General features: G+C 72.7%; 14 protein-coding genes. 7 read left to right on the top strand and 7 right to left on the bottom strand.

The window, feature by feature from the left end:
- Window positions 1-138: 138 nt before the first annotated feature.
- The 4 genes from ACWGKU_RS37695 to ACWGKU_RS37680 are packed head-to-tail and all read right to left on the bottom strand — an operon-like array spanning window position 139 to window position 3,719.
- Window positions 139-855 (bottom strand): ABC transporter permease, encoded by a 717-nt coding sequence (locus ACWGKU_RS37695; protein WP_401054197.1) that lies wholly within the window; start codon window positions 853-855, stop codon window positions 139-141.
- A gap of 58 nt (window positions 856-913) precedes the next feature.
- Complete coding sequence (locus ACWGKU_RS37690; protein WP_401054196.1) at window positions 914-1,831, bottom strand: ABC transporter ATP-binding protein; 918 nt, start codon at window positions 1,829-1,831, stop codon at window positions 914-916.
- A 27-nt stretch (window positions 1,832-1,858) separates the two neighbouring features.
- Window positions 1,859-2,758 (bottom strand): ABC transporter permease, encoded by a 900-nt coding sequence (locus ACWGKU_RS37685; protein WP_401054194.1) that lies wholly within the window; start codon window positions 2,756-2,758, stop codon window positions 1,859-1,861.
- Window positions 2,742-3,719 (bottom strand): ABC transporter ATP-binding protein, encoded by a 978-nt coding sequence (locus tag ACWGKU_RS37680; protein WP_401054192.1) that lies wholly within the window; start codon window positions 3,717-3,719, stop codon window positions 2,742-2,744. The genes ACWGKU_RS37685 and ACWGKU_RS37680 overlap by 17 nt, the downstream gene beginning before the upstream one ends.
- Before the next feature lie 215 nt (window positions 3,720-3,934).
- Between ACWGKU_RS37680 and ACWGKU_RS37675 the strand changes: the two genes are divergently transcribed.
- Genes ACWGKU_RS37675 through ACWGKU_RS37660 form a run of 4 tightly spaced genes read left to right on the top strand, consistent with a single transcriptional unit; the run spans window position 3,935 to window position 7,800 of the window.
- Window positions 3,935-4,378, top strand: a complete 444-nt coding sequence (locus ACWGKU_RS37675; RefSeq protein ID WP_452180396.1) for a hypothetical protein — start codon at window positions 3,935-3,937, stop codon at window positions 4,376-4,378.
- 13 nt (window positions 4,379-4,391) lie between these two features.
- Window positions 4,392-6,674: a hypothetical protein gene (locus tag ACWGKU_RS37670; protein WP_401043676.1), complete on the top strand. Its 2,283-nt coding sequence runs from the start codon at window positions 4,392-4,394 to the stop codon at window positions 6,672-6,674.
- Window positions 6,671-7,276, top strand: a complete 606-nt coding sequence (locus ACWGKU_RS37665; protein WP_401043673.1) for a flagellar basal body-associated FliL family protein — start codon at window positions 6,671-6,673, stop codon at window positions 7,274-7,276. The genes ACWGKU_RS37670 and ACWGKU_RS37665 overlap by 4 nt, the downstream gene beginning before the upstream one ends.
- Window positions 7,273-7,800: a hypothetical protein gene (locus ACWGKU_RS37660; RefSeq protein WP_401043670.1), complete on the top strand. Its 528-nt coding sequence runs from the start codon at window positions 7,273-7,275 to the stop codon at window positions 7,798-7,800. The genes ACWGKU_RS37665 and ACWGKU_RS37660 overlap by 4 nt, the downstream gene beginning before the upstream one ends.
- Window positions 7,801-7,827: 27 nt before the next feature.
- Here ACWGKU_RS37660 and ACWGKU_RS37655 read toward each other — a convergent pair whose 3' ends face one another.
- The 3 genes from ACWGKU_RS37655 to ACWGKU_RS37645 all read right to left on the bottom strand — a co-directional run bounded on the left by ACWGKU_RS37655 (window position 7,828) and on the right by ACWGKU_RS37645 (window position 10,420).
- Window positions 7,828-8,442 (bottom strand): hypothetical protein, encoded by a 615-nt coding sequence (locus ACWGKU_RS37655; protein WP_401043668.1) that lies wholly within the window; start codon window positions 8,440-8,442, stop codon window positions 7,828-7,830.
- A 91-nt stretch (window positions 8,443-8,533) separates the two neighbouring features.
- On the bottom strand, window positions 8,534-9,421 hold the full coding sequence (locus ACWGKU_RS37650; protein WP_401043666.1) for an LLM class flavin-dependent oxidoreductase: 888 nt from the start codon (window positions 9,419-9,421) through the stop codon (window positions 8,534-8,536).
- Window positions 9,422-9,508: 87 nt separating this feature from the next.
- Window positions 9,509-10,420, bottom strand: a complete 912-nt coding sequence (locus ACWGKU_RS37645) for a serine/threonine-protein kinase (RefSeq protein ID WP_452180395.1) — start codon at window positions 10,418-10,420, stop codon at window positions 9,509-9,511.
- Between the two features lie 101 nt (window positions 10,421-10,521).
- Here ACWGKU_RS37645 and ACWGKU_RS37640 point away from each other — a divergent pair, with 101 nt between their 5' ends.
- From ACWGKU_RS37640 to ACWGKU_RS37630, 3 genes are all read left to right on the top strand, one after another.
- Complete coding sequence (locus ACWGKU_RS37640) at window positions 10,522-11,067, top strand: RNA polymerase sigma factor (protein WP_401043662.1); 546 nt, start codon at window positions 10,522-10,524, stop codon at window positions 11,065-11,067.
- On the top strand, window positions 11,064-11,912 hold the full coding sequence (locus tag ACWGKU_RS37635; protein WP_401043660.1) for a hypothetical protein: 849 nt from the start codon (window positions 11,064-11,066) through the stop codon (window positions 11,910-11,912). Before ACWGKU_RS37640 ends, ACWGKU_RS37635 begins: the two co-directional genes overlap by 4 nt.
- A 94-nt stretch (window positions 11,913-12,006) precedes the next feature.
- Entirely contained in the window at window positions 12,007-12,720 is a 714-nt protein-coding gene (locus ACWGKU_RS37630; RefSeq protein ID WP_452180394.1) for a hypothetical protein, read from the top strand.
- Window positions 12,721-12,881 lie beyond the last annotated feature (161 nt).

Genomic DNA, 12,881 nt, shown 5'->3' with positions numbered 1-12,881 from the left:
CCCTCAGGTGTCCGGGGCCCACTGCCGTACCGGGTCCACTGCCGTACGGGGGCTCAGCGCCGTACGGGGCTCAGTGCCGTACGGGGCTCAGTGCCGTACGGGGCTCAGTGCCGTACGGGGCTCAGTGCCGGGCCGGGCTCACTCCTCGCCGGCCAGCGTCATCCCGGCCAGCTTCACCGAGGCGAACACCGTCGCCGCGACGGTGACCACCAGCAGCAGCGGCACCGCCGCCGCGAGCGAGACGTCGGAGCTGATCGCGTTCTGCCCGGCGACCGCCTCGGCCACCGAGCGGCCCCACTGCTGGATGCTCAGCGTGCGGGCGCCCTCGACGAAGTTGCCGACCGTCGACTCCCAGATCAGGGCGTACGCGAGCCCGGCCACCACCGCGTGCCGGGTGACCACGCCGAGCAGCAGGAACAGCGCGCTGTACGCGGCGCCGGCGACCAGCACCGCCACGGTGTAGCCGAGCGCCACGCCGTCCTGGGTGCCGACCAGCAGCAGCCCGGCCAGCAGCGTCGGGACGACCGAGAACAGCCAGGTGACGCCGATCGCGACGACCAGCTTGGTGGTGACGATCCGCCACCGGGGCAGCGGCTTGGCGAGCAGGTAGACGATCGAGCCGTCGTCGATCTCGTTGGCGATCACCCCGGTGCCGACGACCAGCCCGAGGATCGGGATCAGGGTGCCGAGGCCGAGGGCCCCGAGGATGTTGCCGGCCGTCTCGTGGGGGTCGGCGCTGGACACACTGGCGATGGCCGCGACGATCAGCAGCAGGGCGGGGACCACCAGCAGCAGCAGGCCACGACGGCGGCCCAGCAGCCCGCGCAGGGTCAGCCTGGCGACGGTGGGGTTCATGGTCGGTCCGCCCCTTCCTGGGCAACGACGGTTCTGGCGGCGGCGCTCACGTGCCCGCTCATGCGGAGACCAGGTAGGAGAAGACGCTCTCCAGCGATTCGTCCGCCGGGGAGACGGTGTACAGCCGGATGCCGGCCTCCCGGGCGACCCTGGGCAGCAGGGTGGTGAAGCCCTGGAAGTGCACCGCTTCGATCCGCAGCGCCCGCTCCCGCTCGTCCACCTCGATGCCGGTGGTCGAGCCGTCGGCGATCAGCGCGGCGGCGAGCCGGCGGTCATCGCTGGAGCGGACCAGGTAGCGGTGCGGGCGGTCGGTCATCAGTCGGCGGATCTTGCGGAAGTCGCCCGAGGCGGCGTGCCGTCCGGCGACCACCACCTCGATGTGCCGGGCCAGCTGCTCGACCTCCTCCAGGATGTGGGAGGAGAACAGCACGGTCCGGCCGTCCGCGCCGAAGCGGCGCAGCAGGTCCATCAGCTGGAGCCGCTGGCGCGGGTCCATGCCGTTGAAGGGCTCGTCGAGCAGCAGGACGGACGGGTCGTGGACCAGTGCGGAGGCCATCTTGACCCGCTGCTTCATGCCCTTGGAGTAGGTGCCGGTGCGGCGGTCCTTGGCGTAGGCCATCTCCACCAGGTCCAGCGCCCGGCCGGCGGCGGCGCCCGGCTGGGGCAGGCCGTGCAGTTCGGCGTTGGCGAGGACGAACTCCCAGCCGGTCAGGTAGTCGTACATCGACTCCCGCTCGGGCACCAGGCCGATCTGCCGGTACACCTGCTGGTTGCGCCAGATCGGCGCGCCGTCCAGGGTGACGGAGCCGCTGGAGGGGGCCAGGAAGCCGCTCATCATGTGGATGAGGGTGGACTTGCCCGCCCCGTTGGGGCCGAGCAGGCCGGTGATGCCGGGGCCGATGGACATGGTGATGTCGTTGACCGCGACCACGTTCCCGAACCAGCGGGAGACCTTGTCGATGCTGATGGTGGCCATGCCGCCCTCTCAGACACTGCAGTTGAATTAGACACGGCGGTAGCGGCGCAGCAGCAGCCGGTACGAGCCGACCACCATGGCCACCGCGACGAGCGCGAACACGGCGAGGCCCAGGCCGCCCGGCGCGTGCCGGCGGTCGAATCCCTCACCGAGGCCGAACAGTTCGTTGACCAGGGACTCCACCAGGTCGGTGGGCGAGATCAGCGACATCCACTGCGCGGTGTCGGAGCCGGTCGTGCTGGGGTTGCTGATCCCGACCGCGGCGGCGCCCAGGGCGGCGCTGACCGCCAGGTAGCCCATGATGGCGGCCACCCCGAAGCCGCGGCGCGGGGTGGCGGCCGCGATCACCAGGGCGACCGAGGTCGGCACCAGCGCGTACAGGACGGCCGCGACCAGGCCGTACAGGAAGTGCCCGGTGTTGTGCCCGAAGTCCATCCCGCCGAGCAGCGCGCCGATGTACAGCACCAGCAACGGGGCCGCCATCAGCAGCAGTTGGGCGCAGACCATGGCGCCGAACTTGGCCCGGACGTAGTCGGTGCGGGTGATCGGGCGGGAGAAGTAGAGCGGGACGGTCTGGTAGCGCAGGTCCCGGGAGAGCAGTACCGGCGCCTGGGAGGCGAGGAAGACCGAGACCACCAGGCTGAGCATGGAGAGGTAGCCGGCGTACTCGACCGGCAGTTCCTCGCGCTTCATCACGACCGAGAGCGCCACCATGATCAGCGCGGGTACGGTCACCACGCCCAGCACCAGCATCGGCAGCACCTTGGACTTGCCGGAGCGGCCGAGGCCGTACGCGGCGCGCAGGCTCTGGGTGAAGAGCGCGCGGGTCGCGTAGGAACGGCCGAGCCGGGGGCCGGTGTAGCCGCGGTAGCCGATGTCGTGGATGACGCCGGTGTCGGCGGACCTGGTCTCAGGAGGCAGCGCCATCGTTCGTCCCTCCCTTGCTCTGCTCGGTGTCCTGGGAGTCGGTGAAGAGTTCGGCGACCCGGTGCCGGCGCTGTTCCAACCGGACCAGGCCGAGGCCCAGTTCGGCGACGGCGTCGCGGATGGTGTCGTACGTCGACTCGTCGGCCAGCCGGACCAGCAGCTGGTGCGAACCCTCGGACTGGACGGACAGGCCGACCGCGGCGAGCCGCTCGCGGACCGCCGGGCCCGGCTCCAGGCCGTGGTCCTCCGAGTGGTCGCCGACCTCGACCGCGAGGACGGCCGTCGCCTCGGTGAAGGAGGCGGTGGAGGAGGAGCGCAGCAGCTTGCCGCCGTCGATCACGACCAGGTGGTCGCAGGTCCGCTCCAGCTCGCCGAGCAGGTGGGTGGTGACCAGCACCGAGATGCCGAAGTCGGTGTGCACCCGGCGGATCAGCCCCAGCATCTCGTCCCGGCCGGCCGGGTCGAGGCCGTTGGTCGGCTCGTCCAGCAGCACCAGCTTCGGGTCGTGCACCAGCGCCTGGGCGAGCTTGACCCGCTGCTTCATGCCGGTCGAGTAGCCGCCCATCGGGCGGTACCGCTCCTCGTAGAGGCCGACGTGCCGCAGGGTGTCCGCGGTGCGCTCACGGGCGGCGGTGGCGGGCAGGCCCGCCATCCGGGCCATGTGCACCACGAACTCGGTCGCGGAGACGTCCGGTGGCAGGCAGTCGTGCTCGGGCATGTAGCCGACCTGCGCGCGGATCTCGGACCCCTGGGTGGCGACGTCCAGGCCGAGGACCTCGCCCCGGCCGGAGGTCGCCGGGGCGAGCCCGAGAAGGATCTTGATGAGAGTGGACTTGCCCGCGCCGTTGGCCCCGACCAGGCCGACCACACCCGGCCGCACCTCGACGGTGAGCTGGTCGAGCGCGGTGACCCGGGGAAACCTCTTGGTGAGGCCGTCCGTCTTGATGACAGCTGTGGACACGCCGACCACCGTAACGGTCTTGTGCGGTACGGGCCATGAGCTCGAATGACGAGCCCGTCTGCTGCTGCGGTATGACGTCGGCCCCCCGCTCCCCTAGGGGTTCGGCAAAACCGGAACCCGCCTGTACCCTTTGTCGAACTCTTGACGTACGTGCCACATTCTTTGCCAACGGGGGTGCCGGAACAGCGTGCCGGCACGGGAGGGGATCGATCGACATGTCTGATCGGGCGACCGCGTTCGACCGGATGATGAACCCTTGGGCCTACGACGCGGACGGGAACCTGACCGACCGGGCCCGCGCCCAGGAGACGGCCCGCACGCAGCTCAACTCGGCCTCGGCACCGGGCGGGGGAGGCGGCGGGGGCGGGGCCGGCTTCAGCGCCGACCCCAACGCGCTGACCACCGCGGGGAACAACTCCGACCAGATCCACGCCCGCCTCAACACCGACGGCCGGGGCGCCGACGAGGCCACCACCAAGGTCTCCACCTCGCTCGCCAACTGGAGCACCGGCAAGGCCGCGGCGGGCGCCGCCGGCACCTGGGACCAGTGCGTCGCCGCGCTCGGCGGCACCATCGGGCAGACCACCCAGGCGCTGCGCGCCACCGCCACCAACTACCGCCAGAACGAGTCGGCCGTCCAGCACGACCTCGGCGCCTGAGAGAAGAGCAGCGATGGTCGACTTCCACGAGCTCAGTACCGCCGACTTCGGCGTCCTGGACACCGCCGCCACCGCCTGGACCACCGTGGCCCAGAAGCTCAAGTCCATGGACGACGACTGGGACAGGACGGTGATCGCCCAGGTCAACTCCGCCTGCTGGACCGGCCCCTCGGCCGACCAGGCCCGCCCCGGCCTGCAGCGCACCAACGAGCAGCTGACCGCCGCCGTCACCGAGGCGAACGCCTTCGCCTCGATCTTCACGGAGGCGTCGACCGAGTTCAAGGCGGCGAAGACCAAACTGGACAAGGCGGTCGCGGAGGCCCGCACGGCCGGGCTGACCGTCACCGACAACGGCACCGTCAGCTGGCCCCCGGCCGACAACGCCACCCGGCACGACTACGAGGCCCTCCGGGACTACCAGAAGGAGTGGGGCGACAAGGCGGAGGCCGCCCGCAAGGCGATCGACGCCGCCGTCGCCGAGGCCGCCGCCGCCGACGAGCGGATCGCCTACGCGCTGCGCGCCGACAGCATGACGGACGGGCAGAAGTCCTTCAACGGCAAGGCCATCGGCGGCGGCCCCGAGGCCGACGGCAAGCGCGCCGCCCAGCTCGCCGCCAAGGGCGGGGACATCACCGAGCCCGAACTCACCGAGCTGAACTCGCTGCTGGCCTCGCACGGCGACGACCCGAAGTTCGCCACCAAGTTCTACCAGGACCTCGGCCCGGACGGCCTGATCAAGTCCTGGAACGGCATGGTCGGCGACCCGGCGCACCCCCGCGACGACAAGTCCCCGCGCTGGAAGGCCTACCAGGACCTCCAGAAGAACCTGGGACTCACCCTCGCCACCGCCACCCGCACCACCAACGAGCCGCACCTGTCGGACGAGTGGTCCGCCGCGCTGCGCAAGGCCGGATCCCAGCCGGTCTGGGACAAGCCCTACCGGGCCTCCGGCCTCGACTACGTGCCGTACGGCTACCAGGTGCTCTCCGGCATCCTGATGAACGGCAACTACGACGCCCACTTCATCAACCCGATCGCCGAGCACGTCACCCAGCTCGACACCCAGGACAGGTACTGGCCGGCCCCGATGCCCGGCTCCAAGATCCAGGGCTTCAACCTGACCGGGGGCGACGAGGCGGGCTCCGGCTTCCGTCCCACCACCGCCGTCCTGGAGGCGCTCGCGCACAGCCCGGAGGCCGCCAACACGTTCTTCACCGAGCAGCCGACCGCGTACAACCAGGACGGCACGGTCAACCAGGGCGGCAAGCCCAAGCCCTCGGACTACTTCGACTACTACGCCCACGACAAGGACTGGATCCCGGACACGACCTCGCGGGACTCCAAGGTGTGGGACGCGAGCAAGCAGGCCGGGCCGGCCGCCTTCGGCCGCGCCCTGGAGGCCGCCACCACCGGCCACCCGTACGACGAGCCCGGCCCCGTCCCGCCGGAGCGGCACACCACCGAGCAGGCCGACCTGATGAAGCGGGTCGTGGACACCTTCGGCCGGCACGGCGACGACGGGGGGCTGGACGACATCAAGGGCGACGGCAAGCTCGCCGCCATGCGGGGCAGCCTCGGGCACATGACCGCCGAGTACATCGGCGACGTGCAGAACGCGCTCGCCCTCACCCACGAGCTGCCGGTCAACGGCTCGCCGGCCAACCTCGGCAAGTCCTCCGTGGAGGGGCTGATGGACGCGCTCGGACGCGATCCGGAGTCCTACGGCGCCGTGGTCAACGCCAACCAGGCGTACACCACCGCCCTCATCCGCGGCCACATGGACGGCGGGCAGACCGACTTCGCCCGGCTCAACGTCGACATCAACAACATCGCCCACGCCGGCGGGATCACCAGCGGCATCCTCAACGAGGCCCGGGTCGACGAGGTGCACTACAAGCACGCCGAGTCCGACAAGGAGTTCAACGAGGCGCTGGAGAAGAACGTCGGCTACGGCAAGGACGCCTTCAGCGCCGTCATCGGCACCGTGACGGACAAGATCCCGCTGGGCGGCGAGGTCGCCGACCAGATCATCGACTCGATCGCCGAGAGCGTGATCGAGGCCAACAAGCAGGACACCACGGCGGCCGGCGACCAGACGGCGCGCGACGAGAACGCGAGTGGACAGAACCAGGCGGTGGGCAGCGTCAAGCAGGCCGTCAAGGACGCCGGCGGCACCTCCGGGATGAGCCGCGAGGACGTCAACCGCCTCGCCGAGAGCGCCGGGATCAACGTGATGAACGGCTACAGCAACGGGGTCGTCAACAACCACGTCAACCACGCGAAGGGCGGCGCGTGAAGGACCTCGCGGCCCGGTGGGGCCGCTTCCTGACGAACCGGTGGGGGTGGCGCCTCGACAGCCGGTGGTGGCTCCCCCGCGTGCTGGTCCTCGCGGTGGCGGGGGCCGGGACCGTCGGCTACCTGGACTGGCGGGGCCACCGCCCCGCCGACCCGCCCGGCCGGGCCGCCCACCTCTGCCGGATGCCCACCGGCGCCGGCACCCCGCTCGCACGGCTGCTGCCCGACGGCGGCCAGGACGTGGAGGAGCGGACGAAGGCCCTCATCGGCCAGGACCCGCAGACCTGTGTCATCCGGGTCGACGGACGCAACGTGATCACCTTCACGTCCGTCCGGCGCCAGGGCGAGCTCGCCCTCACCGCCGAGGGCGCCAAGCACCCGGAGGCGCGCGGCTTCGACATCGCCGGCCTCGGCACTTCGTGGCCGGGCGGCGCGGCCGTGGCCGCGAGCTGCCTGGGCGGGAAGTACACCTCGAACGACTACGTGCAGCTGGAGGTCACCGCCGGGGAGGCCGCCCGCGCCTCCGGCGACGGCGGCCGGGCCGACCTCGAAGAGCTCACCCGGGCCGCGCTGGTGGAGGCGAGGAAGGACCGGTGCTCATGAAGCGTTCCCAGGCGCTGCTCGCCGGCGGAACGGCGCTGCTGCTCGGCGGCGGCCTGCTCGGCTGGCACCTGTACCTCGACCACGGCGCGTACCGGCCACCGGCCGTGTCCCTGTCGCACGGGGAGTGCCGGGGTCTGCTGGACGACCCGGCCGTCGCCGAGCTGCTCGGCCGGGCCCCCCGGGTCTTCGCGGTCACGGAGTACACGTCGGCGACGGCCGAGGTCAAGCCGTCCCTGCACTGCCGGATCTCCGGAGAGGACGGGCGGTCGCTGACCGCCGACGCGGAGTTCGGGGACGTGCGGTCCGGCGGCGACACCCTCGGAGCGGCCGCCTTCGGCTGCTCGGTGAACGGCCGGACCGAGGCCTACCGGGCCGTCCTCAGGATCACCGTGAAGGACGGCGGGCACCTTCCCGACGGACCCGGCCGGAAGCGGATGGGAGAACTGGCGGGCGGCTTCGCCGAGCGGGCCGCCGAACGGCAGCTCGGCTGCGCGGGCGGCGCCGAACGGCTCGAAGTGATGTGAGCCGGCCGGCGCCGCTCCCGGCGCCCGTCAGCTGTGGGCCCGCTCCCACAGCTCGGTGACCTTGCCGGAGGCGTCGATCGCCACCTTGTAGTCACCGGCCGAGCAGGGGTACGAGCCCTTCTCGTTGTGCGGCGCGGCGAGGCACTCGTTGACGTGCTTCACCAGGTCGGCCAGGTTGACGTCCTTCGGCGGGGCCAGCACCGAGCTCAGGTGGCCCTTGGCGGTGGGCGCGAACGGGGCGCTCTTGTCCGCGCCGACCGGCTCGAAGACGACGTCGTTCACGCCGCAGGCGTCCTTGGTGTCCTTGTAGACCAGGGTCGTCGCGCTGGTGCCCTTCGCCGGGTAGACCCACTTCTGCCCGGCGGGCAGCGGCCCGTGGGTGCAGAAGCCCTCCGGCTCGCCGTCGGCGGACGGCGTGCCCGTCGCGGCGGGCTTGCCGGTCCCCGCGGGCCTGCCGCTCGGCGCCTGGCTCGCGGCGCCGGCCGGGGCGGCGGTGGGCGCGGCGGAGGCGGCGGTGGTCGCCCCGCCTCCCGCGCCCTGGTCCGCGCTGTCGTCGGGGCCGCAGGCGGCCAGGCCGAACGCCGCGGCGGCGACCAGGGCGGTGGCGAGAAGTCTCCTGGAACCGGAGCTGGAAGAAGGCATGACGAAGGAACCCCCGTGGTGACGCATGATCAGTTCGGTATGCGGCCGACAGACTAGCGCCCCGGGCCGACGCCCGCCCCGCCGACGGGGCTCAGCCCAGCCGGGCGAGGCCCTCGGTGGCGATCTCCTCGAAGACGGCGAGGTCGTTCTCGAAGATCGAGTCGGGGATCGGCCAGTGGATCACCAGCTCGGTGACGCCCAGCTCCCGGTAGGTGCCCGCCCAGTCGACGAAGGCCTCCACCGACTGCAGCGGCTTCTCCGCGGTCGAGCCCTGGAGCAGCACCTTCTCCAGCGTCGCGACGTCCCGGCCCCGCTCCTCGCAGGCGGCCGTCAGCTTCTCGATCTGCCGCGCGATCACGCCGGGCGCCTGCTCGACGGGCACGTCCGCCGGGCCCTTCGGGTCGCCGTACGTCACCCAGCCCTGCCCGTGCTCGGCGGCCAGCCGCAGCCCGCGCGGGCCGGTCGCCGCCACGTAGAACGGCAGCCGCGGCCTCTGCACGCAGCCGGGGATGTTCCGCGCCTCGACCGCCGAGTAGTACGTGCCCTCGCGCGTGGTGGCGTCGCTGCGCAGCAGCTCGTCCAGCAGCGGCACGAACTCCCCCAGCCGGTCCGCCCGCTCCCGCGGCGACCACGCCTCCTGCCCCAGCGCCGTCGCGTCGAAGCCCGTCCCGCCGGCCCCGATCCCCAACGTGAACCGGCCGCCGGACACGTCGTCCAGCGTGATCAGCTCCTTCGCCAGCGTCACCGGGTGCCGGAAGTTCGGCGAGGTCACCAGGGTGCCCAGGCGCAGCCGCTCGGTGGCGCAGGCCGCCGCCGTCAGCGTCGGCAGCGAGCCGAACCACGGCTCGTCCTGGAAGGACCGCCACGACAGGTGGTCGTAGGTGTACGCGGTGTGGAAGCCGAGGTCCTCGGCCCGCCGCCAGATCTTCTGCCCTTCGCTCCACCGGTGGACGGGGAGGATCACGGTGCTCAGTCGCATACCACCGACCCTACGGCAGCCGTCAGCGGCCGGGCCTGCTCGTCGGGGCCGCCGTTCGGGCCGGTGCGGACCGGCTCCCTGTCGGATTCAGCGCCGCAGCCAGCTCAGCAGGGTCGTCGCCGTGAACACCGCGCCCGACGCCAGACAGACCGCGCGCGGGGTCAGCCACCCCGGGCCTTCCAGGGGCCGGGACCGCGGGACCGGAGCCAGCAGCGCGTCCGCGAAGGCCTGGGCGGTCGGCGGTCGGTCCGCCGGCTCGACGGACATCGCGACCCGTAGCAGCAGGGCGATGTTCGGCGGGAGCTCCGTTCCGGCCGGGAGTGCCGGCAGCGTCGAGGCGGTGGACCGGCCGGTCATCAGGGCTGTGGCGCGTCCGCCCGGGCCGAACGGCTTCTGCCCGGTCAGCAGCTCGTAGGCCACGACGGCCAGCGCGTACACGTCGGCCCTCCCGTCGAACCCGCCGGTCTGGAAGGCCTGTTCCGGTGCCATGTACGCGGGCGTGCCCGTGGTCACCGTCAGCCCGGATGCGTCGGCCAGTTGCTTCGCGCTGCCCAGATCCGCCACCAGCACCGCGGCGGGCGCGGGGCCGGTGGCGAGCAGCAGGTTGGACGGCTTGACGTCGCGGTGCACCACGCCCGCCTCGTGCAGGACCTGGACCGCGTAGCCCGCCTCCGCGGCCAGCCGCAGCGCCTCCTGCGGGTCGCACTGCCCGACCCGGTCCGCCAGGGTGCCGCCGCGTACGTAGTCCATGACGAAGTAGGGACGGTCCTCCTGCACCCCGACGTCGTGCACCCGGACCACCCGCGGGCTGGCGATCCGGCGCAGCAGCCTCGCCTCCGCCAGGAACCGCTCGCGCACATCGGCGTTGGCGGCCCAGTTCTCGGCCAGCACCTTCACCGCGACCTCGGTGTCGAGCTCCGGATCGTAGGCCTTCCAGACCGTGGCGAAGGAGCCGGCTCCGAGCCGCTCCAGAAGGAGGTAACGGCCGAGCTTGCGCATGTGGCAGCATTCTGCCGGAGTCGGGGGGAGTGCGGAACTCCCGTTCGACGGACGGGATGGCCGGGCGGGATGGCCGGGCGGGACGACACGGGGGGATCCGGATGTTCGAGGAAGGCGAGCTGGAACGGCTCGTGGCGGCTGCTCGGGCGGGGGACCCGGGGTCGATGGAGTACCTGCTGGCCAAGCTGCGGCCGGTGGTGCTGCGCCGCTGCTCGCGCTTCCTGCCCCACCACGCCGACGCGGAGGAGGCAGCGCAGGACGCGCTGCTGTCCATCAGCACGCACCTGGGCGAGTACGGCGGCCGCGGCTCCTTCCAGGGCTGGGTGACGGTGATCGCCTCGAACGCCGCCCGGTCCACCTACCGCTCGATGCGCCGGCGCGCCGAGGACAGCCACGCCGACCTCCCCGAGTCCGTCGACCCGCGCACCACCAGCGTCATCGCCGGGACCCGGCTCGACCTGATGGAGGCGCTGGCCGCGCTGGAGCAGCAGCACCCCGTCCTGGTGGAGGCCTTCGTGCTGCGCGACCTGGGCGACCTGACCTACGTCCAGGTGGCCGAGGAGCTGGGCGCCCCGTTGAGTACGGTCAAGGACCGTATCGACCGGGCCCGCCACTTCATGCGCGAGCGCCTGGTCACCGGTCCGTGAACGGCGGTCCCGCGGCGGGCGGCGGCCGCGTCGTCGTCCGGCTCCGGTCCGCCGTCGCCGCCCTGGTGGCGGCCGCCGCGCTCGGGCTGGCGACCGGCCGGTTCGTCCTGCCACCGCCCCCCGGCACCACCGCGCACCCGGCGGCACGGTCGGGTGCCGCGGTCGGCGGGGCGTCCCCGGGCGCGTCCGCTCCCGCGACGCCCGGCGGGTCCGGCCCGACGCCCGCCTCCTCGGCCTCCGGCTCCGCCTCGCCGACCGGTGCGACCGGACCGGTGACGACCGCGAACCTTCTGGAACCCGCGGCGTTCGGCCCGGACATCGGCATCGGGCGGATCCACGTCACCGACCGGTACGGCGACGGGGCTTACGCCAACGCGGCCTGCTCCGGCGAGAAGACCCTCACCCAGACCCTGGGCGGGCATGGTGCCCACTTCCGCGGACTGATGACCAGCCCCCGCACCAGCCCGGACGACCCCACGCGGGCCGCCGACCACGTCGACCAGGTCGCCCGCGAGGTCGCCGCCGAGACCCCGAGCCCTTCCCGGGCGCAGAACTTCGCCGAGCGCCTGCTGCTGGAGGAGGTGCCCTGCCAGGAGGCAACGCCAGGGCACTGGGTCTACGGAAGGACCACGACGCTGCAGCTCGCCCCGGACGTCACCGCGAGCTGGATGGGCTCCTACCAGGGATCCCTCAACACCAGCGGCACAGCGCCCGAGGGCAAGGAGCCCTGCGGCGGCATCGCCGTGCTGCGCAGCGGCAGCCACTACGGGGTGCTGGAGGTCGATGCCTGCCTGGGGACGGCCGCGATGGACCGCGTCGTCAGGACCGCTCTGTCACAGCTGTGAAACAGCCGGTCGGGGGGCCGACTTTCCGTCCTTGGGCGGCATCTCCCCGGTTGTACGAGGACGCAGCAGGCGTCCCGACCAGCAGGGGGACCAGATGACCGAGAACCAGGCCGTCCAGCAGAAGTCCGTTCGCCGCAACCGGGTCGCCGCCGCGGCCTGCTTCGCCGCCGCACTGATCACGGTCGGCGTCGTCGGCACCCAGTCGGCCAGCGCCGACGGGGCCGCGCGCAACGCCGCGCACCCCACCGCGGTCGCCGCCCACCCGGTCACCGCCGCCCACCCGGCCGCGGTCGCCGCCGGACTCGGCTCCGCCGACCTCGTCCAGAGCGAGGACTTCCCGCAGGGCCTGAACCCGGTCGGCGCGACCATCGCGCTGACCGGACGCGAGGGGCTGTCCGCGTGCTCCGGCGAGGAGACGATGCGCGACCTGACCAAGGACAAGGCCACCGCGTACGCGTCCGTGACCTGGACCTTCGACACCGACGGCCGACTGTACGAGTCGGCCGCGAGCGCCTCCACCGGGACCGAGGCCGCCACCTGGGAGCAGCAGCTCGTCGCGCTCGTTCAGGACTGCCAGGACGAGCCCGCCGGCCACTGGCACTACGGCGCGGCCCACACCCTGACCGTCACCGGCGGCACCGCCCGCTGGTACCCGGCCTACAACGGCGACGGCACCGTCAGCGGCGGGGTCGCGGTCCTGCGCAGCGGCACCAGGGTCGCCATCGTCGAGCTCACCGGCCGGCGCACCGACGCCCCGACCTACGTCGAAGGCATCGCCGCCGCGGCACTGAACCGCCTCTCCTCCTGAACGACGGCCCCGCTCCGCCCGCGCCGCCGGGCGGAGCCGGCCCCGAACCACCCGGCACGGCACGTACGACGGCGCGGTCGGGGCCAGGAGCATCCGAGGCTGCGTGGGGACCCCGCGGGTCCGCTTCCACGTCGCCGCCACCGGACCGCACGGGCCGAGGC

The organism is Kitasatospora sp. NPDC054768, from assembly GCF_053612025.1.
The sequence above is the reverse complement of the archived record's forward strand: the minus strand, read 5'-3'. Positions and strand labels throughout refer to the sequence as shown.